General features: G+C 50.6%; 24 protein-coding genes. 20 read left to right on the top strand and 4 right to left on the bottom strand.

What is annotated here, in order from left to right:
- Positions 1-58 precede the first annotated feature (58 nt).
- The 3 genes from CXF70_RS00610 (at position 59) to CXF70_RS00625 (ending at position 2,911) form a co-directional block, all read left to right on the top strand.
- On the top strand, positions 59-1,108 hold the full coding sequence (locus tag CXF70_RS00610) for an NAD(P)/FAD-dependent oxidoreductase (protein ID WP_101801053.1): 1,050 nt from the start codon (positions 59-61) through the stop codon (positions 1,106-1,108).
- Between the two features lie 569 nt (positions 1,109-1,677).
- The gene (locus tag CXF70_RS00620) at positions 1,678-2,514 is read left to right on the top strand and encodes a PP2C family serine/threonine-protein phosphatase (protein ID WP_101801055.1); all 837 of its coding nucleotides are present in this window, start codon (positions 1,678-1,680) and stop codon (positions 2,512-2,514) included.
- Entirely contained in the window at positions 2,504-2,911 is a 408-nt protein-coding gene (locus CXF70_RS00625; RefSeq protein ID WP_101801056.1) for a GNAT family N-acetyltransferase, read from the top strand. Before CXF70_RS00620 ends, CXF70_RS00625 begins: the two co-directional genes overlap by 11 nt.
- On the opposite strand, the gene CXF70_RS00630 is transcribed toward CXF70_RS00625, so the two are convergent.
- Complete coding sequence (locus CXF70_RS00630; protein WP_101801057.1) at positions 2,881-3,477, bottom strand: histidine phosphatase family protein; 597 nt, start codon at positions 3,475-3,477, stop codon at positions 2,881-2,883. The two genes, CXF70_RS00625 and CXF70_RS00630, sit on opposite strands and share 31 nt — an antisense overlap.
- 90 nt (positions 3,478-3,567) lie before the next feature.
- On the opposite strand from CXF70_RS00630, the gene CXF70_RS00635 reads away from it, so the two are divergent.
- Together CXF70_RS00635 and CXF70_RS00640 are read left to right on the top strand one after the other, a co-directional pair.
- Positions 3,568-4,137, top strand: a complete 570-nt coding sequence (locus tag CXF70_RS00635) for a GNAT family N-acetyltransferase (RefSeq protein ID WP_101801058.1) — start codon at positions 3,568-3,570, stop codon at positions 4,135-4,137.
- A 47-nt stretch (positions 4,138-4,184) separates the two neighbouring features.
- Positions 4,185-4,901 carry a sulfite exporter TauE/SafE family protein gene (locus CXF70_RS00640; RefSeq protein WP_101801059.1) on the top strand — a complete coding sequence of 239 codons (717 nt, stop codon included), beginning with the start codon at positions 4,185-4,187 and terminating at the stop codon, positions 4,899-4,901.
- 366 nt (positions 4,902-5,267) lie between these two features.
- Here the strand turns inward: CXF70_RS00640 and CXF70_RS00645 are convergent, their stop codons facing one another.
- Both CXF70_RS00645 and CXF70_RS00650 read right to left on the bottom strand, forming a co-directional pair.
- Complete coding sequence (locus CXF70_RS00645) at positions 5,268-6,107, bottom strand: aldo/keto reductase (RefSeq protein ID WP_101801060.1); 840 nt, start codon at positions 6,105-6,107, stop codon at positions 5,268-5,270.
- A gap of 76 nt (positions 6,108-6,183) precedes the next feature.
- Positions 6,184-7,413, bottom strand: coding sequence for a dicarboxylate/amino acid:cation symporter (locus CXF70_RS00650; RefSeq protein WP_101801061.1), 1,230 nt, complete (start codon positions 7,411-7,413; stop codon positions 6,184-6,186).
- 462 nt (positions 7,414-7,875) lie between these two features.
- Here CXF70_RS00650 and CXF70_RS00655 point away from each other — a divergent pair, with 462 nt between their 5' ends.
- The gene (locus tag CXF70_RS00655) at positions 7,876-9,108 is read left to right on the top strand and encodes an MFS transporter (RefSeq protein ID WP_158241136.1); all 1,233 of its coding nucleotides are present in this window, start codon (positions 7,876-7,878) and stop codon (positions 9,106-9,108) included.
- 43 nt (positions 9,109-9,151) lie between these two features.
- Here CXF70_RS00655 and CXF70_RS00660 read toward each other — a convergent pair whose 3' ends face one another.
- A complete protein-coding gene (locus CXF70_RS00660; RefSeq protein ID WP_101801063.1) occupies positions 9,152-10,003 on the bottom strand; it encodes a MurR/RpiR family transcriptional regulator in 852 nt (283 codons plus the stop codon).
- Positions 10,004-10,125: 122 nt separating this feature from the next.
- Between CXF70_RS00660 and gnd the strand changes: the two genes are divergently transcribed.
- The 14 genes from gnd (at position 10,126) to CXF70_RS00735 (ending at position 20,896) form a co-directional block, all read left to right on the top strand.
- Positions 10,126-11,010 (top strand): phosphogluconate dehydrogenase (NAD(+)-dependent, decarboxylating), encoded by an 885-nt coding sequence (gene gnd, locus CXF70_RS00665; protein ID WP_101801064.1) that lies wholly within the window; start codon positions 10,126-10,128, stop codon positions 11,008-11,010.
- A 62-nt stretch (positions 11,011-11,072) separates the two neighbouring features.
- Positions 11,073-12,617: a gluconokinase gene (gene gntK, locus CXF70_RS00670; RefSeq protein ID WP_101801065.1), complete on the top strand. Its 1,545-nt coding sequence runs from the start codon at positions 11,073-11,075 to the stop codon at positions 12,615-12,617.
- 813 nt (positions 12,618-13,430) lie between these two features.
- Entirely contained in the window at positions 13,431-15,107 is a 1,677-nt protein-coding gene (locus CXF70_RS00680) for an FAD-binding dehydrogenase (RefSeq protein WP_369916912.1), read from the top strand.
- A 23-nt stretch (positions 15,108-15,130) separates the two neighbouring features.
- A complete protein-coding gene (locus tag CXF70_RS00685) occupies positions 15,131-15,427 on the top strand; it encodes a hypothetical protein (RefSeq protein WP_101801068.1) in 297 nt (98 codons plus the stop codon).
- Complete coding sequence (locus tag CXF70_RS00690) at positions 15,420-15,863, top strand: DUF4181 domain-containing protein (RefSeq protein ID WP_084243536.1); 444 nt, start codon at positions 15,420-15,422, stop codon at positions 15,861-15,863. The genes CXF70_RS00685 and CXF70_RS00690 overlap by 8 nt, the downstream gene beginning before the upstream one ends.
- A 17-nt stretch (positions 15,864-15,880) precedes the next feature.
- A complete protein-coding gene (locus tag CXF70_RS00695) occupies positions 15,881-16,096 on the top strand; it encodes a hypothetical protein (RefSeq protein ID WP_101801069.1) in 216 nt (71 codons plus the stop codon).
- Positions 16,093-16,518 carry a GNAT family N-acetyltransferase gene (locus tag CXF70_RS00700; protein WP_233208502.1) on the top strand — a complete coding sequence of 142 codons (426 nt, stop codon included), beginning with the start codon at positions 16,093-16,095 and terminating at the stop codon, positions 16,516-16,518. Before CXF70_RS00695 ends, CXF70_RS00700 begins: the two co-directional genes overlap by 4 nt.
- 80 nt (positions 16,519-16,598) lie before the next feature.
- The gene (locus CXF70_RS00705; RefSeq protein ID WP_101801070.1) at positions 16,599-17,138 is read left to right on the top strand and encodes a GNAT family N-acetyltransferase; all 540 of its coding nucleotides are present in this window, start codon (positions 16,599-16,601) and stop codon (positions 17,136-17,138) included.
- A gap of 35 nt (positions 17,139-17,173) precedes the next feature.
- Positions 17,174-17,749, top strand: a complete 576-nt coding sequence (locus CXF70_RS00710) for a nucleotidyltransferase family protein (protein ID WP_101801071.1) — start codon at positions 17,174-17,176, stop codon at positions 17,747-17,749.
- 12 nt (positions 17,750-17,761) lie between these two features.
- Positions 17,762-18,280 (top strand): GNAT family N-acetyltransferase, encoded by a 519-nt coding sequence (locus CXF70_RS00715; RefSeq protein ID WP_101801072.1) that lies wholly within the window; start codon positions 17,762-17,764, stop codon positions 18,278-18,280.
- Positions 18,277-18,840: a GNAT family N-acetyltransferase gene (locus CXF70_RS00720; RefSeq protein WP_101801073.1), complete on the top strand. Its 564-nt coding sequence runs from the start codon at positions 18,277-18,279 to the stop codon at positions 18,838-18,840. The genes CXF70_RS00715 and CXF70_RS00720 overlap by 4 nt, the downstream gene beginning before the upstream one ends.
- Positions 18,833-19,309, top strand: coding sequence for an 8-oxo-dGTP diphosphatase (locus tag CXF70_RS00725; RefSeq protein ID WP_101801319.1), 477 nt, complete (start codon positions 18,833-18,835; stop codon positions 19,307-19,309). Before CXF70_RS00720 ends, CXF70_RS00725 begins: the two co-directional genes overlap by 8 nt.
- Positions 19,310-19,327: 18 nt before the next feature.
- On the top strand, positions 19,328-20,170 hold the full coding sequence (locus CXF70_RS00730; protein WP_101801074.1) for a hypothetical protein: 843 nt from the start codon (positions 19,328-19,330) through the stop codon (positions 20,168-20,170).
- A gap of 81 nt (positions 20,171-20,251) precedes the next feature.
- The gene (locus tag CXF70_RS00735) at positions 20,252-20,896 is read left to right on the top strand and encodes a class I SAM-dependent methyltransferase (protein WP_101801075.1); all 645 of its coding nucleotides are present in this window, start codon (positions 20,252-20,254) and stop codon (positions 20,894-20,896) included.
- Positions 20,897-20,915: the final 19 nt, after the last annotated feature.

The following is a 20,915-nucleotide window of genomic DNA, read 5'->3' on the forward strand; positions in this document are numbered from 1 at the left end:
CTATAAGGCGAATGCATGTCATTGTCAACGGTCAACTTAAGAGAAAAGGATGATTCTAATGAATGAAATAGAAGTTTTTGACGTCACCATTATCGGCGGAGGCCCAGCAGGATTATATTCAGCTTTCTACAGCGGCCTTCGGGAAATGAAAACGAAAATCATCGAGTTCCAGCCGCGCCTGGGTGGGAAAATCCACGTTTATCCCGAGAAGATGATCTGGGATGTGGGCGGTCAGCCGCCGATGCCCGGCGCTAAGCTGATCGACCAATTGGTGGCGCAGGGACTGACATTCAACCCGGAAGTAGTTCTCAATGAGAAAGTCCAAAGCATTGAGAAACAAGAGGATGGCTTGTTCAGGCTGGAAGGCTCGTCCGGCCAGATTCATTTCTCCAAAACGGTGATCGTCGCAGTCGGCGGCGGTATCCTCAATCCGCAGAAACTGGAGATTGAAGGCGCCGAGCGCTTTGAAGTATCCAATCTTAATTACACCGTCAAATCGCTCGAACGTTTCAAAGGGAAGACCGTCCTCATTTCAGGCGGCGGCAACTCGGCGATCGACTGGGCCAATGAGCTCGAGCCGATTGCCGACAAAGTATTCGTCAGTTACCGGAAAGACTCGCTCGCCGGGCACGAAGCCCAGGTCAGCCAATTGCACGGGAGTTCTGTCGTTTGCCATTTGAATACGTCCATCAGCCGGTTGATCGCTTCAGACAGCCGCGATGCCATCGAGCTAGTTGAGTTGACCAATCGGGTAACTGCGGAGAAAATCCTGCTTCCTATAGATGAAGTCATTATCAATCACGGCTACGAGCGCGACATCAGCTTGCTAGGCAACAGCCCTTTGGATATTGAAATTGCGGACGATTACTATATTGCGGGAACGCCCAAAAGCGAATCATCGGTCGATGGCCTCTTTGCCGCCGGCGATATCCTCCAGCATCCCGGCAAACTCAATCTAATCGCCGGCACTTTCCAGGACGCGGCCAACGCCGTCAACCAGGCGAAGAGCTATATCCAGCCGGACGCCAATAAAATCGCCATGGTCTCGTCGCACAATGAAATCTTCAAGAAGCGCAACAAAGAATTGGTCAAACAGATGATGAGTTAAGGGAGGCGGCCTGTGGGGCCGTCTTTTTTTCTTTGCAGATGGAGTCGAGTTCAAACGCGTGGAGCGGATGTTTTTCGCGGCGCGAAAAACTCCAGTCTTTAAGGAAGCCGCCGCGGAAGTGGCGGCTTTTTCAAAATAGGGGTTGGCGACCGCAAGCGTAACTAAATTATGAAATCGCGCAACTAGAATAAAAATTATGGGAAATTTTTAAAATTATTGGTCACTTTTTATATTATAGTGTCGAATAGTTGCTGACCGCACCTTAGATGGAGATAACCGCACCTCAAAAGGCAATTTCCGCACCTCAAATGAATCAAGCCGCACCCCAAATGGTCCAACCCGCACCCCAACTCGATCAAGCCGCACCCCAAACGGTTTAACCCGCACCTCACACGATCCAATCCGCACCTCACAAGATCCAACCCGCACCCCAAGCCAATCAACCCGCACCCCAACCACAAACCAGCCACATCCCCACCGATTTTATTCACATAAATCCCGAAAAAGTTTTCCAGTCACTGGCAGATGTTCTATAATTGTAAGAATATTAAAAAGAGGATGTGGGGTTGATGGAGGAGTTTGACTGGGTAGGCAGCGAGGAGCATTTTGTGGATCGGCCGGATATATGGAAGATGCAGAAGATGGCGATCGGGCGGTTCGGTGGCAATTCGGCAGCGGGGCAGACGAAGAACGAGGATGCTTGTCTGGCTTGGGCGAATCCGGAAGAGGACTGGGAATTGGCGATGATCATGGATGCACATGATACGGCGGAAAGCGCAGAAGTGGTGATGGAGCAATTCCTTGCGCATCAGGAAGAGATCAGATCGTTCTTGTCCATGGACGTCAGCTTTGAATTTTTTCAGAGCCTTGAGGCTTTGCTGCTGCGGATTTTCCGGCAAAAGGATTTCCTGGCGACGTGCCGGGAAATACAGGGCGAAACCGCGTGTTTGATCACCATCCGCAAAGGCAAGCACTTGTATTGGTTTTCGGTCGGCGATTGTCTACTGTACCTGTTTCATCCCGAACTTGCGGAAATGGGACAATATCAGCTGAATCAGCGTCATTTTTACGAGTGGATTGGACGCAATAACAGCTTTGCCCAGCCGGTGCCAAGCTTCAGCAGCGGCTTGCGTGAATTGCGGCAAGGGCGGAACCAGATCTTATTGGCGACGGATGGCCTCACGGAATGTCCGGGCGAACCTTATAAGGAACCGGTAAATATCTACGATCAATTTAATGGAATCAATGAAGAAGATGGCATCCGGAACTTGCTTGAAACCGTTCAGCAACAAGGGGTGCGAGACAGTGTCACGTTAGTCACCTGGACAGTGGATGTTGCAGAAAAACCGCTATACGCCAGCAATCAGCAAACTGTGAGGAAAGAGGATAGTTGGGGTGTTGAGTAAAGCTGCAGCACCCAAACCCAGCCTGGAGCTCAAGAAATTGATGGCTTCTGCGATGGCGGAGAAGCAGGTGGAAGCGGAATATGCCCGGTATATTGAGGATCCGAATCGAAATTTATATCTAATGGGTGAAGCGGCGTTTATTGGCATCGACTTGAAAGGCGCTTCGCGCTGTGAGATTCGCCATATTGCAGTTGGCGTCGATTGCCGCAGCAGCGGAATCGGTTCCTGGATGATCAAAGAAGTCATCAAGCTCCACAACATACAAGAAATCGCCGCAGAAACAGATGTGGACGCCGTCGATTTCTACCGGAAAATCGGATTTAATATAAAAAGCCTGGGCGAAAAATACCCAGGCCGAGAACGATTTTATTGTGTGAAGACTTTGCCTTCCAAATGACGAGTGCAGTTATAGAGTGGACATTGCCACGCATCTTCAGCATTTTTCAAAATAGTGATCGAGGTGTTGTCGAGCAGGGTCTTCGTGAATTGCTCCGGCAATAATGATTGGAGCGTCAATCCGATCAAGCCGCCGTGGCTGACGACAAGGACACGTTTGCCCGGATAGTCTTTCACGATGTCCTGCAAGGCAGCGGCACCGCGTTCGGCCACCGCTTCACGCGTTTCCATTCCGAGGTCGAGCGTGCGCCAGTCGGCTCCCCATTTGGCAATGCGATCATCTTCTGTCGTGCCTTCGATTTCGCCGCCGCTCATTTCGCGCAGCCGCGCATCAAAACGACTGATGGAAAGTCCGAGTTTTGCGCCAATGATTTCAGCGGTTTCCTTGGCGCGCTCCAGGTCGCTTGCAATAATCAGGTCCCAATTCTCTTCGGCTGCCAGCCGTTCGGATAACGCGATGGCCTGTTCACGCCCGGTTTTATTCAGCGGAATATTGCTGTTGCCCTGCGCAATCCCGAGTACGTTCCATTCTGTAATGCCGTGTCTGACGATGCCGATTGTGGTCATCCGATCCAACTCCTTTGACGATTTCTACTATATAGAATAAACCAATTTTGGGACTGACGCACTCGCTAATAACAAACAGGAGGAATCCGGATGAATGAAAAAACCATGATTTACGAAAAATTACCGACTATTGAAAGCGAGAGATTGCTGTTGCGCAAACTCGAAATGACGGATGCAGATGACATGTTCGAATACGCATCCGAGCCCGCCGTATCGTGTTTCATGCCGTGGCAGGCACACCAAACAACTGACGATACGAGAGAGTTTATCAGCTTTATTCGCCAAGGCTATGAAGACAATAAAAAATTGACTTGGGCCATCGAGTTGAAGAGCGAAAACAAGATGATCGGAACCATCGATTTCGTCAACTGGCTGCAGAAACGGCAGCGGGCCGAAGTGGGCTATACGCTTTCCCATCATTATTGGGGACAGGGACTGATGCTTGAAGCGGCGGAAACGCTGATCGATTTCGGCTTCAAGGAAATGGATCTCATCAAAGTAGAAGCGCCGATTATGCTGGACAATACACAATCACAGCGCGTCGCCGAAAAACTTGGCATGATCCGGGAAGGTGTTTTACGCAAGCACATGATCATCAAAGGGGAATTTGTCGATCTAGCGATGTATGCGGTTCTTAAGGATGAATTTTATTCGCGGTAAGCGTGTGGTAAAATCGTAATCAATCTCATTGTAAGGCGGGTGCTTTTGTGGAAGTCTTCCTGTTCATCGCGATTATCCTGACGGCGTCCGTGCTACAGACCAGCACCGGTTTCGGATTCTCGATTCTGGCGACACCTTTTCTGCTGCTTCTTTTCAGCGTCAGTGATGCCATCCAAATAAATCTTGTGCTGTCGCTTATCATTTCCTCGGCGCTGATTTCGAAAATCCGAAACGATATCGATTTCGGGATTTTGAAAAGGCTGATCATTGGCAGCATCGCTGGCATGCCGATTGGCATCGCTGTTTTTGTGGTTGCCGATATGCAGAAGCTGAAACTGGGCATCAGTTTGGTCATTCTGCTGCTGACTGTTTTGCTGATTTTATCCCTGCGCATCAGGCGGACGGCGGGTCGCGATTTCCTGTTTGGCGGCTTGTCGGGTAGCCTAACGACCAGCATCGGCATGCCGGGGCCGCCGCTTTTGCTGTATTTCTCGGGAACCGATACCCTGAAGGAAAAGCTTCGGGGAACCACGCTCGCATTTTACCTGTTCATTTATTCGGTCAGCCTGGTGCTGCAAATTATTTTTACCGGCACTCACACGACCGTTTGGGTCTCCAGTGCGATGGCCATCCCGATTGTGCTGCTCGGCCTGTATCTCGGTCAGCGGCTGTTCCACCGGATCGACCAGCGCACTTTCCGCTATGTCACTTATGCGATTCTGCTGTTTACGGGTGTGTATTTGTTGATGGATAATTTGGGCTGACCACTATGGAATAAAAACGAAAATGTCTTTGGATATTTTCTAACCGCAACTAAATCGGCGACGACCGCAACTAAATCAAGTTTAACCGCAACTAAATTAAATCTAACCGCAACTAAATGACGAAATCGCGCAACTAAAAATAAAATATTGGAAAATATTTCATATTATTATTCGTTTTTTCATATATGGTCCTTGAAAAATTGCCGACCGCACCTCAAATGAAGATAACCGCACCTCGCAAGCCGATTTCCGCATCTCGCAGACGAATTACCGCACCCCAAACGAGCCAACCCGCACCCCAACACAAGAAAGCCATCTTTCTCACCGGCAAGCGGTGCAAGAAAGATGGCTTTTCGCATCATAAAATCAAAAATCGAAATTATCCGGGTCCGGACCGACGCGGCGGTTTTCATTGAGCGCGGAAATGCGTTCCATGTCTTCGTCGGTCAGCTCGAAATCGAATATTTGGCCGTTCTGGATGATGCGCGGTTCTTTTGAAGATTTCGGAATGGTGACGACGCCGTTTTGGAGGTCCCAGCGCAGGATAACTTGTGCCGGCGTTTTTTCGTTCTTCATCGCAATTTCCTCGAGGACAGGATGGTCGAGCAGCTTGCCTTGCATGAGCGGCGACCAGGCTTCCAATTGAATATTGCGGGCTTTACAGAATTTATGAAGTTCTTCCTGTGTCAGCAGCGGGTGATACTCGACTTGATTGACCATCGGTACGATATCGACGTCCTTCAATACATTCTCCAGGTGATGGATCTGGAAATTACAGACGCCGATCGCTTTGACGCGTCCGTCTTTATACAGTTTTTCAAGCGCGCGCCATGCATCTTTATACTTTCCTTCCACCGGCCAATGGATCAAATACAGATCGAGGTAATCGAGTCCCAGCTTCTCCAGGCTCGCTTCGTATGCGGCCAGCGCAGAATCGTAGCCGAGATCGGAATTCCATACTTTCGATGTGACAAAGATATCTTCACGGGACAGGCCGGTTTCTTCGAGTGCTTCGCGGACTCCCAGGCCGACACCGGCTTCATTGCCATACATGGCGGCCGTATCGATGCTTCGGTAACCATTGACAATTGCTGTCCGCACGCAATCGGCGGTCTCGTCGCCGTCCTTCAGCCCGGATACGCCGAGGCCGAACCAGGGCATTTCGACGGCATTATGCAATGTGCTGGCGGATGCCAAATTTTTCATCGGATCAACACCTCCCAATCGTAAATAACTTGTCTTTTAATATACCCGCTGTTCCAATAAAAAAACGGCAGCTGCGTTACGCTTTTGCAGCCTGCCGTTTCTTTTCGGTTTTATCGATGACAGTCGTGCCGACAAGGTCACCGGTTACGTTCAGCATCGTTGCGCCCATGCCGACAAGTGCGTCAATCGCAGTCAGCAATGCAACAGCTTCCATCGGCAGTCCGAGCTGCGCGAAGACGGTGGCGATCATGACGATTCCGGCTCCTGGCACACCGGCTGTACCAACAGAAGCGAGCGTACCGACGAGCACCACCATCAGCATATCCGGCAAGGATAAGGGATTGCCCGTCAAATTAGCGGCAAAAGCGGCGGATACGGCGATTCGGATGGCGGCTCCATCCATATTTATGGTAGCGCCGAGCGGCAGGCTGAAGCCGTACAAACTTTTTGATAAGCCGAGTCCCCGTGCCGCTTCCAATGTCAGCGGCAAAGTGCCGGAGCTGCTTTGCGTGACGAACGCCGTCAGAATCGGCGTCCGCGCATGGCTGAAGAAGATGCCCGGTTTTATTTTCATCAAAATTAACAGCAGCGTATAGAGCACAATCTGCACGGCGATGGCGACATACAGCACGAGCACCATTTCACCGAGTGACAGCAGCGTATCAAGCCCCTGGCTGCCGACCACTTCCGCCATGATGGCGAAAACGCCGATTGGCACATATTGCAGAATCACTTTCAGGACGACGATGGTGGCCTCATTCAGACCGTTGACGGTTTTATAAAGATGTTCTCCGAGTTCCCCGAATTCCGCTGAGCTGCGCATATAGGCGATCGCCAACCCGAACGCGAATGCCGTGAAGATGATGCCGAGCAGATTCATTTCAGTGAACGCAGTAAAGATATTCGATGGCACGATATTCAACAGTACATTGATGACACCGGGATTTTCAGGAGTTTCAAAAGTTTCATCGGCTGGAAGCGTCATGCCGGTGCCGGGCTGGAACAGGGTTGCGACGGTCAACCCGACGATGATGGCGAACGCCGAACTTAAAACATAATAGAGGAATACCTTTCCGCCCATGCGGCCGAGGTCACCGAGACGGCTCTGATTGACGCCGACCATCAAGGTGAACAAGATCAATGGAATGATCAGGAACGTCAATAAATTCAGCAGCAGATCGCCGAGCGGCGCCAGCACCGCAGCGTCTTCGCCGAACAGCAGTCCGACGATCACTCCAAGGATCAGGGCGATGGTGATTTTAACTATTAAAGATGTATCTGTATATTTTCTCCAAACGGCTTTCATATGCTGCCTCCTTCAAAAAATTATTGAAATATAGTTTAATTCGTATAAAATTACTTGGAATTACCCATTACAGTAGATGAAGGGCGGGCAGCTGTCAAAGCCGTTGCTCAAAAGGATGGTTTTATAGTCAAAAATTTACCCTATACACTATTAGTGCCCAATGTTATCCTATTGAAAACCAAATGCGAAGAAGAGAAGAGTAAGCAGATTCCAACCTTTCACAAGAGACCCCCGGCAGCTGGAAAAGGGGAGAGGCGGACGGCTGAAACAAGTCTCTGAGCAGCGTGCCGGAACCAGCGAATGGGGGTGGCGCGACAGGAGCTCCTGTTACCGGGCAAAAGTATAAGCAGGCGCGTCCTGTCGTACTTAATGAGACTGGCATGGCGACATGCCGGTGAACTGGAGTGGCACCGCGAACCCGAACCGCCTCCAAGACGAATTGTCTTGGAGGCGATTTTTTTTATGGCGAAATTATCTGATTGGAAAGCTCCATTGATTTTATTGGCGGCAGTCGGCATTTCGAATATCGGAGAATGGATTTACCTTATCGCCTTGAATCTCAAAGTGCTGGCGATGGCGGATCATTCGGCGATGGCGGTGGCAGGCCTCTATATGACCGTGCCGCTCGCCGCGATTTTCACGAATATGTGGGCGGGCAGCCTGATTGACCGGCTGAATAAGCGCAAGCTGCTGATCCGGCTCGACCTGGCACGGGCAGCGCTCATTCTGCTGCTGCCGCTGTTCGACTCGCTGGCATCCATCTATGCCGCGGTTTTCGTGCTCGGCATCGCCGGCTCCATGTTCGCCCCGACGTCGATGGCTTATGTGACCCTGCTGCTGAAGCCTTCGCAGCGCCAGCGCTTTAACGCTTTTCGGAGCCTTGTCGGTTCCGGCGCTTTCTTGCTGGGTCCAGCTGTCGCCGGCACCTTGCTAGCCGTTGGCAGTGCGGACTTTGCCCTTTATACCAACGCCGCAGCTTTATTTCATGCGGCTATGCTGACCGCCATTCTGCCGAACCTCGATGGCAATAAAACCGGCAGCTCCGAAGAGCCATTGAATCTGAAACTGATTCGCAGCGATTTGGCTGCGGTGCTCGCTTTCAGCAGGCGGAACCGTTATATAGCGGCAGTTTATCTGACTTTCAGCGCGGTGACGGTGCTAGCGACTGCGCTGGATTCGCTGGAAGCTTCTTTTTCGATTCTGGTGCTTGGCTTGAGCGAACAGCAATATGGCTTTCTCGTGAGTGTCGCCGGTGCCGGGATTGCTGGCGGATCGCTCGTCGCCGCTGGGCTCGGCAATCGGCTGACAGTTTCTTTCCTGATGGGAGGGGGCGCGATAATCGTATCAGCCGGTTATCTCATCTATGCTTTTTCTGAGGATTTCACAGGCGCCGCAATCGGCTTCTTTGTCCTGGCGTTTGCGCTTGCTTTTGCCAACACCGGCTTCCAAACCTTCTATCAGGAAAACATTCCCGTTGCCATGATGGGCCGGATCGGCAGCATCTACGGCATGGCTGAAGCGATCCTCGTCATCCTGCTGACACTTTGCTTTGCCGTGGCTGCCGAATTGCTGGCCATCCGCCCGGTCATCATCACCGGCTCCCTGCTGATACTCGGCGTCAGCAGCGGTCTGGCCATTTTGGTCAGCAAGGAGCAGCCCGCTGCGAATAAAACAGAGAGCGAAACCGCCGTATGATCGTAAAAAAACAGACCTGCCATCCAACGGCAGGTCTGTTTTCCTATAAACGTTTATGCGACATCGCTTCGCGCATATCCTGAAGCGATTGTTTGCCGTCATCGCCGCGCTTAATCATCAGGTTGGTGTACAGCGCATCGATCAGACTCAACTGCGCGATGCGGGAAGACAAGGCTTCCGAGCGGAAATCGGTTTCCTCAGAGACCGTGTAAAGGCAAATATCCGATTCCTTGGTCAACGGGGACTTCGCGAAGTTTGTCAGGCAGATGATGGTGACGCCTTTATTTTTCAGCACACGCAGCACATCCAAAATATCGGTCGTCGAGCCGGAATGGGAAATGACAATGGCAGCATCCTGCTCATTCATCTGGGATGCGGACATCACCTGGACATGGGCATCGAGATTCATGGCCACAGGCAAGCCAAGGCGAATGAATTTATGGTAGCCGTCCATCGCAACGCTGGCAGAACCGCCATTGCCGAAAAATTCGACTTTGCGGGCGTTCATGATCGTCGTGACGGCTTGCTCGATTGTTTCGCCGTCCACAATCTGCAGCGTCGCTTCCAATGTCTTGATATTGGACCGGAACACTTTTTCAGCGACCGTTTTGACTTCGTCGCCTTCTTCGATCTGTTCGTGGATATCTTTCAGCGGCGTCACCACTTCGGAAGCCAGGGAGATTTTAAAGGCCTGAAAACCCTTAAAGCCGATGCGCTGGCAGAAGCGGAAGATCGTGGACTCCGCGATGTTCAATTCGTCTGCTATTTGGTTGATCGTCAAATGGATGATATTGCGCGGATCATTTAATACGAAATCAGCGATTTTCTTTTCTTTGTCGCTGAACTGCGAATAATTGCCCCGTATGGCCGCCTGCGCAAATTTTTGTTCTTTCATAAGTGAATTCCTCATTTCTGACACGTTTCGTACTGACATTATACTACACTTCCCTTGTGTAAGGAAAAAAATTTGATATAATAAAACCACTACGGAAAAAAATTCCCAAAGGGGCGATTGAAATGGAAATTGGTTTGATTGGATTAGGAAAAATGGGCTTGAACCTGGCCTTGAACTTAGCGGACCACGGACATCAAGTGGTCGGATACGATAATTTTGCCACAGTTGAAGAGGATAGCTTCAAGCGGGTTTCTTCTATAGAAGAGATGGTAAGCAGCTTGAAAGCACCGCGTACGATCTGGCTGATGGTGCCGGCGGGCGAAATTACGGAAACAGTGATCGGCGAACTGCTGCCTTTACTCGAAAAAGGCGATACATTGATCGACGGCGGCAACTCGAATTACAAAGATACGCTGCGCCGCGCAGCAATGCTGCAGGAGCACGGAATTTATTTCTTCGATTGCGGCACGAGCGGCGGCACAGAAGGCGCGCGCCACGGCATCTGCTCGATGATCGGCGGAGACGAACAGAAATTCAAGGATATCGAACAGGTATTTAAGGACATCTCCGTTGAAAACGGCTACCTGTACACAGGCAAAGCCGGCAGCGGCCATTTCCTGAAAATGATCCACAACGGCATCGAATACGGCATGATGCAGGCGATTGCGGAAGGCTTCGATATCCTCAGTAAAAGCCAGTTCGATTACAATTATGAAGAAGTGGCAGGCGTATGGGACAACGGTTCCATCATCAGCTCATACCTGATGGGCCTCACACAAAACGCGTTTTCAAAAGACGCCAACCTCGACGGCATCCGAGGCGTCATGAACTCGTCCGGCGAAGGCCAGTGGACCGTCGAGACGGCACTCGATCTGCAAGTCGCAGCACCGGTCATCACCATGTCATTGATGATGCGCCACCGTTCACAGGAGGACGACACCTTCACAGGCAAAGTCGTCGCGGCACTGCGCAACGAATTTGGCGGGCATGCTGTGGTGAAGAAATAAAAACTGAAGGCAACCCATATTTTATTCGCGTATAATTTGAGTATCAGAAGAGGAGGGTTCCAATGGCTGAACCATCACATTATCTTGGAGTGGACATCGGGACGACTTCGACGAAAGCCGTTCTGTTCAATAAAGCGGGACAGGTGCTGGCGACGGAGACGATTTTCTATCCGCTGCACACGCCGACGCCGCTGACGGCGGAACAGGATCCGGAAGAGATTTTCCGCGCGGTTCTCGGCACAGTGCGGGAAACGATCCGCAAAAGCGCCATCGACCCGGCAACGCTGAAATTGGTATCGTTCAGTTCGGCGATGCACAGCCTGATTGCGGTCGGCGCAGAGGATCAATTATTGACGGAAAGCATCACCTGGGCGGATTCGCGTGCTTCCAAACACGCCACCCGCATCAAGGAAGAAATGGACGGCCATGCGATTTACCTGCGTACGGGCACACCGATCCATGCCATGTCGCCGTTAGCTAAAATCGTCTGGCTGAAAGAAGATAAGCCAGAGATTTTTGATCAAACGGAGATGTTCGCAGACATCAAGAGCTTCGTGTTCCATAAATTATTCGGCGAATATGTCGTCGACCATTCCATCGCTTCAGCGACCGGCCTGTTCAATCTCGAGAATCTCGATTGGGACAGCGGTGCGCTTGAAGTTGCCGGAATCTATGCCGGCCAGTTGCCGAAACCGGTGCCGACGACGCACCCCTTGAGCGGCTTAGCGTCAGAATATGCTGCTTTCATGGGAATTCCTAAAGACGTGCCGTTCATTATCGGCGCAAGTGACGGCGTACTCGCCAATCTTGGGGTCGGCGCCATCGATCCGGGTGTCGTCGCTGTCACGATCGGCACAAGCGGCGCTGTGCGCACCGTTTCTCCGGTGCCGAAAACCGATCCGAAAGGGCGGACGTTCTGTTACGCGCTCACCGCCGACCATTGGGTCATCGGTGGAGCGGTCAATAATGGCGGCATCATTCTCCGTTGGCTGCGCGACGAATTCGCCGCGGCTGAAGTCGAAACGGCCAAACGACTGTGCATCGATCCGTATGACGTACTGACGCGCATCGCTTCGACCGTCAATCCGGGATCCGACGGTCTGCTGTTCCATCCCTATTTGACGGGTGAACGCGCACCGCTGTGGGATTCCAATGCCCGCGGCTCGTTTTTCGGCCTGAGCATCCATCACGAAAAGCAGCATATGATCCGCGCCGTGCTCGAAGGCATCGTTTATAACCTGTACACCGTGTTGCTTGCGGTCGAGGAATTGACCGGCGAACCGACACTCATCAAAGCGTCCGGCGGCTTTGCCCGTTCGGAAATGTGGCGCCAGTTGATGGCCGATATCTTCGGCCAGCCCGTCACCGTTCCCGAAAGCTTTGAAAGCTCCTGCCTCGGCGCCGTCGTTCTCGGCATGTATGCGCTCGGTGAAATCGACGACTTCAGCATTGTCGGCGACATGATCGGCCACACGCATACCCATGAACCAGATCCGGACTGCACCGAAATCTACAAGGAACTGCTGCCGATTTTCATCCGGCTGTCACGCCTGCTAACAGACGAATACGCAAGCATCGCCGACTTCCAGCGTAAACATCTGGGCTGATGCGAATAAAATCCGGTGCCCCGGTTAGATGGGGTGCCGGATTTTTTGTTGGCAATTAAAGCAGGAAAAGAAGAGAGATTTAATAAAAGCCGATAGTGGAAGTTTTACGCATGGCGGAAAACATCCGGTGTTGGAGGAAACCTTCGCGGGAGCGAAGGTTTTTTCATATCAAGGGGGTTTTGGTAGAGGGGGAGTTGAGTCGACGCGAGGTGACGTCTGGAAATATTTTCTTTATTATTTTCCCTCCTGTTCAGCTTCTGTTGAAATTAACACTTATGCGCGATTAGAGAGTTTTATGCGCGATTAAAATAAAATACGCGCGATTAAATGGATTTGCGCGCGATTAAAAATACTTATGCGCGTTTAGACGAATTATTACTTAAAAAGTTTAATTATGAGTCTTTTAAAATTAATTATGGATAAAATTTCCGGGCTCAGCACATGGACTCTTGCGCCAGCGAAGAATTATTAAAACTAGGCCAAGTTTATAGTAGGGAATCGGAGTGGTTCGCTGGGAATACTTTCTTTATATTATTTAGAATACGAGAAATTCTTAGCACAATGAATTTGCGGGCGATTAATATTATTTGCGTTCGGTTAAGACCGGTTTGCGTGCGATTAAATCGAAATGCGTGCGATTAAGAGCAACTTGCGTGCGTTCAGCAGAAATTCTCCTCCAAGAAACCGATGCAGCTTCTTTGTAAAAAATATTGGCTAATATATCCTGGCTCATCACTGCCTTCATTGTCAGAAAACAAAAATTATTAACTATAATATACCAGCTCAAAATGATACGATATTAGCAGAAACAGCATCACCAAGGGGGAAGCGTGGATGGAGTTCGATGTGATCGTAGTGGGGGCCGGATTGGCGGGATTGACGGCAACAGCGGAGTTGGCGGATGCCGGCAGGAAAGTGTTATTGGTGGACCAGGAACCGGAAGCGTCTTTCGGCGGACAGGCCTGGTGGTCATTTGGGGGATTATTCCTGATCGACTCGCCGGAACAGCGGCGTATGGGAATCAAAGATTCGAAAGAGCTGGCGTGGCAGGACTGGCTTGGCGCAGCAGGCTTTGACCGGACAGGCGATGAAGATTATTGGGGATTGAAATGGGCGAAGGCGTATGTCGATTTTGCTGCCGGTGAAAAACGGGAATGGCTTGCAAAAATGGGTGTGAAATTCTTCCCTGTCGTCGGCTGGGCCGAGCGGGGCGGCTATCTCGCCGAAGGCCATGGCAATTCAGTGCCGCGGTTCCATATCGTGTGGGGCACGGGTCCAGGAATTGTCGCGCCGTTCGAACGCCGCGTTCGCGAACACATGAAAAGCGGTCTCGTCGAATATCGGCCGCGCCATCAAGTGGACGGCTTATTGACCCAAGGCGCTGGCGTCACCGGTATCCATGGATCGATTCTGGAACCGAGCGAAGCGGCCAGGGGAGAAGTGAGTTCACGCAATAAAATCGGAGACTTTACATACAACGCCAAAGCGGTAATCGTCACAAGCGGTGGCATCGGCGGCAATCACGAATTAATCCGCAAAAATTGGCCGGAGCGGCTCGGCGAAGCGCCGCAGGACATGTTATCCGGTGTGCCGGAACATGTCGACGGCCGGATGCTCGCGATTACGGAACAGACAGGCGGTCGCCTCGTTAACCGCGACCGCATGTGGCATTACACGGAAGGCATCAAAAACTGGAATCCGGTATGGAGCCGCCACGGCATCCGCATTCTTCCGGGACCCTCGTCACTGTGGTTCGACGCGACAGGCAAGCGCTTCCCGGCGCCGAATTTTCCAGGATTCGATACGTTGGGCACACTCGAAACCATTCAAAAAACAGGCTATAGCTATTCCTGGTTTATTCTGACACAAAAAATCATTGAAAAGGAATTTGCGCTGTCAGGTTCTGAGCAGAATCCGGATTTAACCGGAAAAAGCATTCCGCAGGTGCTGTCACGGGTGAAAAAAGGCGCAACAGCGCCAGTCCAGGCTTTCATGGATAAAGGCGAAGATTTTATTGTCGCGGATAATCTGCCCGATCTGGTGTCCGGAATGAACGAGCTGACCGGCGAAAACCTGATCGATCTGAAAGAAATCGAACGGCAAATTGCTGCGCGTGACCGTCAGCTGGACAATACATTCACGAAAGATTTGCAGGTGACGGCGATGCGCGGAGCCCGGAATTACAGGGGCGACCGTTTGATCCGCGTCGCTGCGCCGCATAAAATACTGGATCCAAAAAACGGTCCCCTCATCGCAGTGCGCTTGAATATCGTCAGCCGCAAAACGCTCGGCGGACTGCAGACGGACTTAAGCTCACGCGTCCTGAATGACGCCGGCCAGCCGATTCCGGGATTATACGCCGCAGGAGAAGTCGCCGGTTTTGGCGGCGGCGGAGTGCACGGCTACCGTTCACTCGAAGGGACATTCCTCGGCGGCTGCCTGTTTTCCGGCAGAGTCGCAGGACGTGCGGCAGCGGAATTCAGCGGCTGATATCGATGGAGAGGATGATTTAGATGAATAAGAACTATCTTACTTTCGCTTATGCAATTTCTGGTATCAGCATCATCATCGGCTTGCTCATGATCTTCAACAGCGGCTCCAGGGGACAGTCACTCGCTTCTGCCGAAATTAACCGTAATGACGGTATGATGGATACAGCTCAATACAATATGATCTACGAAGCCGGCATCAACCAATTCCTTATCCTTGGCGGCATTCTTACGGGCTTCGGCTTATTGATGACTTGCGTCCTGTCATTTGTGCTATTGCTCAGATCCAAGCCGGAAACCGAGGAAGAATTGCATGTTTGATGATCATCCGGACTACTCCCGTACATGGCTGCCTCTGGACTTTGAGTGGAAATTTGTTTTATTTCTATTGGGTATGGTTGCAATCCTGTTTCTCGTCAATCTGTTCCTGAAGAAAGTGTTGGGTGTCGAGAAACGGAATATATTCAAAGCGAATTATGTGAATGCCAGGCATGAAAAAGTGGAATTTTACTTGAATATAGCCGGGACTGTGGGGATGGTTGCTGCATTAATCTATGGATATGAACATGGTGCGCTGTATCCGATCTACGCCTCTGTCGTCGCGGCGTTGATCGTCACTCTCTACAAGGCTTATATGGAACGGAAATATGCAGAAAATCCGAGGGAGTACATTTTCACACTTCTTGAATTTCCTTTGATCATCCTGCTTATCCTGAGTTTCGCCGGTTTCATGTTCCCGGATATTCCATTATTTTAAGCAAAGGATGAATTTAGATGAAAAATAAAACGATGAGACTGGGGTGGATCCTGCCGAATGTGCTGATGTATTTTTTACTGATCGGTTTGCTGGTATTCATTGTCTTAAATACTGAAGGAATGCAGGAAATAAACCAATTTATCATCTGCATCATGCTGGCGTTAATGCTGGGGCTTGTGACAGTGGGCGGCAGTTTCCGGATACGGAGTTGGATTAAAGAAGGCAAGTTATGAAAGGTGGGAATCCCAACATGCAGGAACAGCAGGAGCTGAAGATTCGTCCATATGAAGAGCCGGATTTCCAGGCGATCCATCAGCTCAATGAACAGGAAGGCTGGAGCAATCTGGTGGCGAATCATGTACAGACCAAAGCGGCATGGCAAGGGTCGAATCTGGCCGTAGTGGCGGAGCAGGATGGCCAATTGGTCGGCTGTCTGCGCGCGCTGACGGACGGAGCAGTGACACTATTTGTATGCGAATTAATTATAGAGAAAAGCAGGCGGGGCACTGGAATTGGCGGGAAATTAATGCAGCATATCCATGATTTATATCCTGGAACACGGATGGAATTGCTCGCCAACAGCACGTCTAGAACGTATTATGAAACAAAAAAGTTCCGTGCTTTTTATGGATTCCGAAAAACGTATGAAGAATAACTGAAATGTTTCACGTGGAACATCTTTTTGTTCTTTTAGCATGATTTTGTCCGGATGGACAAGGAAGAGGAGACGGTACGATGCGGGGAGAAAAAGTTCATATCCGTTTTTTGACGCTGGACGACGCGGAAGCGAAATTGCAGATGGAACTGGACAACAAAGAGTTCTTCAAAGAATTCTCCGTCATTACCGGCGAAGATTTCTATACTCTATTGATGCAAAAAGAAGTGATCGAACAAAGCACGGAGAACCGCGAAGCTGGCCGGGAGTATAATTTTGCGATTGTGGAGAATGAAACCGGCCGATTGGTGGGCTCGATCAACCTTTTCCGGATTTTCCGCGGACCGCTGCAAAGCAGTATGATCGGTTATGTAGTCGACAAGAAATTCAATGGCAGAGGCTATGCGACAGAAGCGATCCGGCTCGCTGCGGATTACGCTTTCCAGGAACTTGGACTTCACCGGATTGAAGCCGGTGTCATGCCCCATAATGCCCCGTCAATCCGCGCGCTTGAAAAGGCTGGGTTCGAACGGGAAGGGCTTGCCCGCAAAAATGTGCAGATCAATGGCCAGTGGCAAGATCACGTGGTCATGGCAATCATCAATCCGGAAGACGAATAAAGAAGTGGAACTATTGATGGAGCGGGAGATGCGGGATGAAAACGAAAGAAGACATTTTGAATCTCATTGAAAAAGACGGATGGATGATGGAAGTGCTGCGTATAGCAGAGTCGCTGCAATTGCCGGATTGGTGGGTGTGCGCTGGCTTTGTGCGTTCCAAATTTTGGAATCATCTTCACGGTTATGCGGATAGAACGCCTTTGGGCGACATCGACGTCATTTATTTTGATGAAAATGATTTGGACGAAGAACTGGAGAAAGACTACGAACGTCAGTTGGGCCGGCTGATGCCGGGCTTGCCGTGGTCGGTAAAGAATCAGGCACGAATGCACGAAGTCAATGCTTTGCCGCCTTACCGGTCCGCAGTCGACGCCATTTCGCAATTCCCGGAAACGGCGACTGCGTTAGGAGCGAAGCTGGATGAGCATGGCGAGCTTGAATTGACGGCGCCGCACGGTATGGATGATTTAATTCGCATGAAAGTTTGTCCGACTCCGGCTTTTGAAAAAGACGAGCGATTGATGGAGATTTATCATCAACGGGTCGAATCCAAGAAGTGGGCAGAAAAATGGCCGAAAGTGGAAGTGGCTTCAGGAATAAAGCGGCATTAAGAGGTGGAAGTTATGAAAATCGAATCGGAACGTTTAGTTCTTCGCCGTTATGTGGATGGGGATTTCGCTTTTTTGCATGGCATGGCAGCGGATCCCGAAATGGTGAAATATGTCGGAAACGGCGAAACGCGGGATAGGGACGGAGCGCTGCGTTTTCTTTACTGGGTTTATCAGGGGTATAAGGATGATCCGGCAACAGGGCTGTTATTGCTGGAGCGGAGGAGCGACGGGGAGCCAGTGGGCCATGCCGGACTCGTCCCGCAAAAAGTGGACGGCGCCGATGAATGGGAAATCGGCTACTGGGTTGCTAAGGATTATTGGTCACAAGGCTACGCGACTGAAGCGGCAAAGACCCTGCGGGATTATGCTTTCGGTGAACTCGGCAAAAAGCGTGCTGTGTCATTGATCCATCCTGACAATAAAGCATCGCAGCGGGTTGCTGAAAATTGCGGCATGAAGCTGGAGAAAGAGAGTCTGATATCCGGCAGAGCCGCTTATGTATATGCAATCCACAAGGAGGAATGGAAATGAAATTTCCTGTATTGGAAACACCAAGTCTTCGCCTGGTTCAAATTGGTCCCGAGCATATCGATGCGCTGTTCGGCATCTTATCCAAAGACGAAGTAACGGAGTATTACGGAATGGACAGTCTTCAAGACCGCCACATTGCTGAAAAAATGGTGTCGGCGTTTCAAGTCGGCTTCGAAGCTCAGCGCAGTTATCGCTGGGGGCTGGAACTGAAAGAGACCGGTGAGTTTATCGGTACAATCGGGCTGAATAATTTAAATCCGGGAGCAAAGAAATCGGAGATCGGCTATGAATTGCATCCGGATTTCTGGCGCAGGGGGCTGGCGAAAGAAGCCGTGCTTGAAGTGCTCCGTTATTCGTTCGAAGAATTGGGGCTCTACCGGATGGGTGCTGTCACATATCCTGCGAACGATGCTTCAAACACCATGCTGAAAAAACTGGGGTTCAAGCAGGAAGGGGTATTGCGCGGTTATTTATTCCAGCGGGGAACCTCGCACGACGCGCTGATTTTTTCGCTGCTTGAACCGGAATGGAAGGCGTTGCGGGTGAATGGCAATGGCTGATGGCTCCAACATAACTTTGATGACGATGTGTCTTGTACTCGACGGCGATAGGGTGCTGCTGATTGAGCGGCCGCCTGAAAAAGGGTTTCCGGGTTATATCGGAGCCGGCGGAAAAGTGGATTTTCCGGAGTCGATTGCCGAAGGCGCCATCCGTGAAGTGAAAGAAGAAACGGGATTGACTGTCACCAGGCTGATTTATAAAGGATTGGATGAATTCACTGACCTCAGTGAGGGTTCACGTTATATGGTGTTCAATTACATAGCAGTGGAATTTGAAGGCGAGCTGCTGGTAAATCCGCCGGAAGGAAAGTTGAAGTGGGTGCCAGTGGCAGAAGCGCTGAAGCTGCCGATGCAAGGATGGTTCCGTGAACGCTTTCCATTATTTTTTGAAGATGGCACATTTGAAGTGCATAAGCGATGGGACGGCGTTCAGGAAGAGGCGTTGGAGGAGTCGATCAGAAAATTATAGGACAAGGCGGGCGATCGAATGGTGAAAATCGTCGACACAGCAGGTTATTTCTTGAAGAATTACGATGGGACCACTGCGTTTTTAAGAAGTTATTATAACGAATATCCGGAAATTTTCGCCGAATATTTCGCCTATCATTGCAAGGACACGGAAGAACGCCATCAGCAGTCGATCCGTAAATACCCAAAAGCGATGGATGGAATCGAAGCCGCCCGGTGGCGGCTGCCTGCCTTAATAGAAGAAACCGCTACAGCCTACGAACGGCTTTACGGCATCACGTTTCCGGTGGATGTCAATCTGCTTGTCGGAGGCTTTGGCTCGAATGCCTATACATACCGGGCGTTGATCCCGAATATCAGCTTCGCGCTTGAAAAACTGTCGCCGGAGCCGGACCATTTGCGGGTTATCGCCGCGCATGAGTTCGGCCATGCGGCACATCACATCATTTCTGACAGGGCAGATATCGACTGGAGCCGGGTTGACTGGACCCACCCGCTGACTTGGATTTATCAGGAAGGCGCGGCCACGCATTTTTCGAGAAAGACTGCAGCCGGTCTGAATGCGGCCGTCTATTATTCATTCGACAGCGAAGGCGGCGAATGGCTGGATTTTGCGGTCCAAAATACCGCTGAAATAAAACGGGCATTCGCGGAAGATTACCGGACACTCGATTCGGCGGAGCTATTCAAGGAATGGTTCTCCATCAACGGCGGCAAGCGTTTCGGCTATGATCGGCTCGCATATTTCCTGGGAAATAATTTCTTTCAAAGCAAAATTGAAGAGATCGGTGAACTGAAGGCCATACTCGACTGGGGAGAGGAAGGGTTTCTGGAATCTGCTGAGAAGTGGTTGGAGGGGTAGGAATAAAGAGGTTCGCAAATAACTGTCCCACCCGATTTATGTTAAAATTTAGGTAATCAAGATCAACGGAGGAATACATACATGTTAAATAAGCAAGGCTTTGATTTGTGGGCAAACGATTACGACCGCACCGTTCAATTGAGCGAAGAAAACAACGAATATCCGTTTGCAGGATATAAGGAAATATTGAATTTGATCTTCAATGAAGCGATGCAGAAAGAACAATCGCATGTGCTGGACATCGGATTCGGGACAGGCATATTAGCGGCAAAACTATGCGAAAATGGCCACCATATCGACGGCATCGATTTTTCGGAGGAAATGATCGCCATCGCGCAGCAGAAGATGCCGAAAGCACGTCTCCTGCAAGCGGACATCACTGAAGGTCTGCCGGAACCGATTGCCAGCAGCCATTATGATACGATCGTCAGCACTTATGCGCTGCACCATCTGACGGATGCAGAGAAAACGGTATTTATCGAAACTTTGCTGGCGCGCCTGAAGGCGGACGGCAAGATCTATATTGGCGATATCGCGTTCCGTACGCGCAAAGATCTGGCGCAATGCCGATTGGACAGTATTTCTTACTGGGACGAGGATGAGTTCTACTTTGCCTACGACGAGTTTAAAGCATCGATCAGTCACATCTGCCACAGTGAATTTCACCCCGTGTCGCATTGTGGAGGCGTCATCATTCTGTCAAAAGCAAACACGGATGTTTCGTAACAGCAGGGAAGAAATGAAA

The organism is Planomicrobium sp. MB-3u-38 (assembly GCF_002836425.1).
In the GTDB taxonomy this organism is placed as follows: Bacteria; Bacillota; Bacilli; order Bacillales_A; family Planococcaceae; genus Planococcus; species Planococcus okeanokoites.

Coding starts and splice junctions, on each gene's coding strand:
- CXF70_RS00610 (WP_101801053.1), top strand. CDS start 59: ATGAATGAAATAGAAGTTTTTGACGTCACCATTATCGGCGGAGGCCCA.
- CXF70_RS00620 (WP_101801055.1), top strand. CDS start 1,678: ATGGAGGAGTTTGACTGGGTAGGCAGCGAGGAGCATTTTGTGGATCGG.
- CXF70_RS00630 (WP_101801057.1), bottom strand. CDS start 3,477: ATGACCACAATCGGCATCGTCAGACACGGCATTACAGAATGGAACGTA.
- CXF70_RS00635 (WP_101801058.1), top strand. CDS start 3,568: ATGAATGAAAAAACCATGATTTACGAAAAATTACCGACTATTGAAAGC.
- CXF70_RS00645 (WP_101801060.1), bottom strand. CDS start 6,107: ATGAAAAATTTGGCATCCGCCAGCACATTGCATAATGCCGTCGAAATG.
- CXF70_RS00650 (WP_101801061.1), bottom strand. CDS start 7,413: ATGAAAGCCGTTTGGAGAAAATATACAGATACATCTTTAATAGTTAAA.
- CXF70_RS00655 (WP_158241136.1), top strand. CDS start 7,876: ATGGCGAAATTATCTGATTGGAAAGCTCCATTGATTTTATTGGCGGCA.
- CXF70_RS00660 (WP_101801063.1), bottom strand. CDS start 10,003: ATGAAAGAACAAAAATTTGCGCAGGCGGCCATACGGGGCAATTATTCG.
- gnd (WP_101801064.1), top strand. CDS start 10,126: ATGGAAATTGGTTTGATTGGATTAGGAAAAATGGGCTTGAACCTGGCC.
- gntK (WP_101801065.1), top strand. CDS start 11,073: ATGGCTGAACCATCACATTATCTTGGAGTGGACATCGGGACGACTTCG.
- CXF70_RS00685 (WP_101801068.1), top strand. CDS start 15,131: ATGAATAAGAACTATCTTACTTTCGCTTATGCAATTTCTGGTATCAGC.
- CXF70_RS00690 (WP_084243536.1), top strand. CDS start 15,420: ATGTTTGATGATCATCCGGACTACTCCCGTACATGGCTGCCTCTGGAC.
- CXF70_RS00695 (WP_101801069.1), top strand. CDS start 15,881: ATGAAAAATAAAACGATGAGACTGGGGTGGATCCTGCCGAATGTGCTG.
- CXF70_RS00700 (WP_233208502.1), top strand. CDS start 16,093: ATGAAAGGTGGGAATCCCAACATGCAGGAACAGCAGGAGCTGAAGATT.
- CXF70_RS00705 (WP_101801070.1), top strand. CDS start 16,599: ATGCGGGGAGAAAAAGTTCATATCCGTTTTTTGACGCTGGACGACGCG.
- CXF70_RS00710 (WP_101801071.1), top strand. CDS start 17,174: ATGAAAACGAAAGAAGACATTTTGAATCTCATTGAAAAAGACGGATGG.
- CXF70_RS00715 (WP_101801072.1), top strand. CDS start 17,762: ATGAAAATCGAATCGGAACGTTTAGTTCTTCGCCGTTATGTGGATGGG.
- CXF70_RS00720 (WP_101801073.1), top strand. CDS start 18,277: ATGAAATTTCCTGTATTGGAAACACCAAGTCTTCGCCTGGTTCAAATT.
- CXF70_RS00725 (WP_101801319.1), top strand. CDS start 18,833: ATGGCTGATGGCTCCAACATAACTTTGATGACGATGTGTCTTGTACTC.
- CXF70_RS00730 (WP_101801074.1), top strand. CDS start 19,328: ATGGTGAAAATCGTCGACACAGCAGGTTATTTCTTGAAGAATTACGAT.
- CXF70_RS00735 (WP_101801075.1), top strand. CDS start 20,252: ATGTTAAATAAGCAAGGCTTTGATTTGTGGGCAAACGATTACGACCGC.